General features: G+C 38.0%; 4 protein-coding genes. 1 reads left to right on the top strand and 3 read right to left on the bottom strand.

Going from position 1 to position 3316, the window contains the following annotated elements; genetic code table 11:
* Positions 1–144: 144 nt before the first annotated feature.
* Positions 145–1950, top strand: a complete 1806-nt coding sequence (locus V7149_RS03840; protein WP_335344333.1) for a carbon starvation CstA family protein — start codon at positions 145–147, stop codon at positions 1948–1950.
* A 42-nt stretch (positions 1951–1992) separates the two neighbouring features.
* On the opposite strand, the gene V7149_RS03845 is transcribed toward V7149_RS03840, so the two are convergent.
* From V7149_RS03845 to V7149_RS03855, 3 genes are all read right to left on the bottom strand, one after another.
* A complete protein-coding gene (locus tag V7149_RS03845) occupies positions 1993–2268 on the bottom strand; it encodes a CC/Se motif family (seleno)protein (protein ID WP_335344334.1) in 276 nt (91 codons plus the stop codon).
* Between the two features lie 106 nt (positions 2269–2374).
* Positions 2375–2770: a VOC family protein gene (locus V7149_RS03850; RefSeq protein ID WP_335344335.1), complete on the bottom strand. Its 396-nt coding sequence runs from the start codon at positions 2768–2770 to the stop codon at positions 2375–2377.
* A gap of 35 nt (positions 2771–2805) precedes the next feature.
* Complete coding sequence (locus tag V7149_RS03855) at positions 2806–3177, bottom strand: VOC family protein (protein ID WP_335344336.1); 372 nt, start codon at positions 3175–3177, stop codon at positions 2806–2808.
* Positions 3178–3316: the final 139 nt, after the last annotated feature.

Genomic DNA, 3316 nt, shown 5'->3' on the forward strand with positions numbered 1-3316 from the left:
AAATATATCAGAATTTTGCAACTCATCAGTAAATTAATGTAATTCAACATTCGATTTATGTATTTTATCTTGAAATTGAAATAATAGCGCTTTCATTTTGTATGATTAGTTTGTATTCATACATTTTGAAGGAGGATTGTATAAATGAGTGCTCTTACAATCGTTATTGGTGCTATCTGTATACTCTTAATTGCTTACCGTTTATACGGGACATTTATGGCGGCAAAGGTTTTGAAGCTTAATGAATCTAAACCGACTCCGGCTCATAAATTAGAAGACGGGCAAGATTATGTACCCACGAATAAATGGGTTTCATTTGGTCACCATTTTGCGGCGATTGCTGCAGCGGGGCCGTTAGTTGGTCCAATCTTAGCAGCTCAATTCGGTTATCTGCCAGGTTTGCTTTGGCTCCTAATTGGTGCTGTCATCGGTGGAGCTGTCCACGATTTAGTTGTTCTCTTCGCCTCTATGCGCAGAGATGGAAAATCACTATCGGAGATCGCAAAAGAAGAACTCGGCCCTGTTGCTGGATTCTGTACAGGTTTAGCAATGTTATTCATTATAACGATTACAATGGCAGGTCTCTCTTTAGTTGTCCTAAGTGCTTTAGAAAGAAACCCATGGGGAACATTTGCAGTAGCTATAACGATTCCCATTGCTATGGGGGTTGGATTGTATCATAAGAAGACAGGCAATTTAAAAGTTGCAACGATAGTTGGTTTCGGTTTAATTTTGCTGGCAGTATTCTTGGGGCCGAACATCCAAGGTACAGCTTTAGGTGATTTCTTAACACTTGAAAAAAGCACTCTTGCCCTTGCTCTGCCAATCTATGCATTCTTTGCTGCTGCGTTGCCTGTATGGTTTTTACTTGCACCGCGTGATTATTTAAGTACGTTTATGAAAATAGGGGTATTTGTTGCATTAATTCTTGGTGTATTCTATGTGAACCCAGCTGTTCAATTCCCTGCCTTTACAGAATTTATTAATGGCGGCGGTCCTATTATTGCTGGTCCTGTGTGGCCGTTCGTTTCCATTACGATTGCTTGTGGAGCAATCTCTGGCTTCCACGCATTCGTTGGTTCCGGCACAACTCCGAAAATGATCAATCGTTGGAGTGATGCTAAAGGAGTAGCTTTCGGATCCATGCTTGTAGAATGTTTAGTTGCAGTTATGGCGTTAATTGCAGCAGTATCTTTACAGCCTGGAGATTATTTTGCCATCAATTCAACACCGGAGAAATTTGCAACACTAGGTATGGAAACTGTTCATCTAAACCAACTTAGTCAAGATATTGGGATGGATCTTGAAGGTAGAACGGGTGGAGCCGTTACCCTTGCTGTAGGGATGACGTATATCTTTACGGAGATTCCTATTTTCAAAAATATGGCATCCTTCTTTTACCAGTTTGTTATTCTTTTTGAAGCCGTTTTTATCTTAACAGCCATTGATGCAGGAACCCGTGTTGCCCGCTATTTGATCCAGGATTTCGGCGGACAATTTATTAAACCTTTAAAACGGACAGATTCATTGCCTGCGAATATTACCGCCAGTGCTTTAGCTTGTTTATTCTGGGGATATCTACTCTATTCCGGCGACATCAGTTCCGTTTGGGCATTATTCGGAGTATCCAACCAATTAATGGCTTCCATTGGTCTGATCATCGGTGCGACTGTAGTCCTTAAGATTGCTGATAAACGTTGGTATATGCTGACATGTTTAGTCCCTCTATCTTATCTCTATGTAACTGTAAATGTTGCAGGATATTGGATGGTGAAAAATGTCTACTTAAACGCAGATAGTGCTGGTTTTAACGTATTAAACGGTACGCTATCCATCATTATGCTTATCCTTGGATTCGTCATTTTAGTTACTTCCATTAACAAGTGGATTAAGCTATCCAAACTGCCACAGGCTGTTCTTGTAGAACAATCAGAGAGAGAAATTGCTTAATAAAACAGCACCCAATCCTCCATGATTGGGTGCTGTTTTTTATTAATGAAGCTTTGCTGAGATAGATTTTAAGAAGCTCATACCGGATAATTTTAGCGTCAGTTTTTCCTTGGCCCGAATATGTTTTTGAACATATATTGATAGATTACCAACCATATATTCATTATAATGATTTAAGTTTTGAGGTTTTCCCGGCACTGCAACTACTTCTTGAACCCCTGGTGCACAGCAACCCTTTACATCGAGCGTTTTTACAGTTAATTGGCTTCCCTTAGCCTCTATCCAATTCCTTGATTCAGCATCTATTTCAACATTCATAAACAATCCCCCCATTTCAATCCTTTTATACGAAAAAAGGCACCTGTTCCTAGGGAAAGGCACCTTAGCTAAATAAATTCTATGTAATCATTGTTTTAAAAATACCTTATTTTGCATTAACATCAGGCTGATGCAATCCGAAAATATTTCCTTCTGTATCCAAATAATATCCTTGCCACGCCATTCCTGGCAATGCATATTTTGGCAATGCGACTTTTCCGCCATTATTAAGAATTTTAGCTTCCGATTCATCATAATTCTCAACGCCAATTGTACAAACATATGCATTTAAAGCTTGATTTACTTCAGGTGCAGCACTTTGCCGCTGCATTAATGCACCATTGATTCCTAGTTCATCTTCACTTCCTGTCACTACCCCAAAGTAAGGCATTCCAGCAAATTCGCTCCAGTCTTGAAATGTCCAGCCAAATACCTCACCATAAAACGTTTTTGCCTGTTCCATATTATTTACATGAATTTCAAAATGAACGACTCTTCCCATCATTAACCTCCTAGAATATTCAATAGATTTTATTTCTACCTGTGTTGATCAACAAGGATTAGATTACCATCTGGATCCTCAATCATAAAGCTGCTTGGACCTTTAGTTTCTAAATTTGCTTCCTGAATAAAGTTTATTCCCTTTTCTTTAAGTTCTTCTTGTAATACCCTTACATCCTTAAAAGGATTTACCTCTTCAGCATTCTCGTCCCACCCAGGATTAAAGGTTAATATATTCTTTTCAAACATGCCTTGAAATAGGCCAATAATACAGTCTTCATTTTTCAAGATTAACCAGTTTTGATCGATATTTCCACCAAAAACATTAAACCCTAGTTTCTCATAAAATGTTTTTGATGCATGAATATCCTTTACCGTCAAACTAACAGAAAATGCCCCAATACTCATGTTTTTTCTCCTTTCACCAGATAATAGAATACTTGCTTTAATTAAATATCACTTTTTAGGATATTTATTCTCTAAGTAGTTAACAGATTGTTTGATTAGCTTCTTTAATATTTCTAAATCTATGTCATCTAGTTTATTA

The organism is Bacillus sp. JJ1503, assembly GCF_036965125.1.
Taxonomy (GTDB): domain Bacteria; phylum Bacillota; class Bacilli; order Bacillales; family Cytobacillaceae; genus Cytobacillus.

What these genes read in the sequence shown, in the direction of transcription:
- V7149_RS03850 (WP_335344335.1), bottom strand. Translation starts at nt 2,770, where the DNA reads ATGGGAAGAGTCGTTCATTTTGAAATTCATGTAAATAATATGGAACAG.
- V7149_RS03840 (WP_335344333.1), top strand. Translation starts at nt 145, where the DNA reads ATGAGTGCTCTTACAATCGTTATTGGTGCTATCTGTATACTCTTAATT.
- V7149_RS03855 (WP_335344336.1), bottom strand. Translation starts at nt 3,177, where the DNA reads ATGAGTATTGGGGCATTTTCTGTTAGTTTGACGGTAAAGGATATTCAT.
- V7149_RS03845 (WP_335344334.1), bottom strand. Translation starts at nt 2,268, where the DNA reads ATGAATGTTGAAATAGATGCTGAATCAAGGAATTGGATAGAGGCTAAG.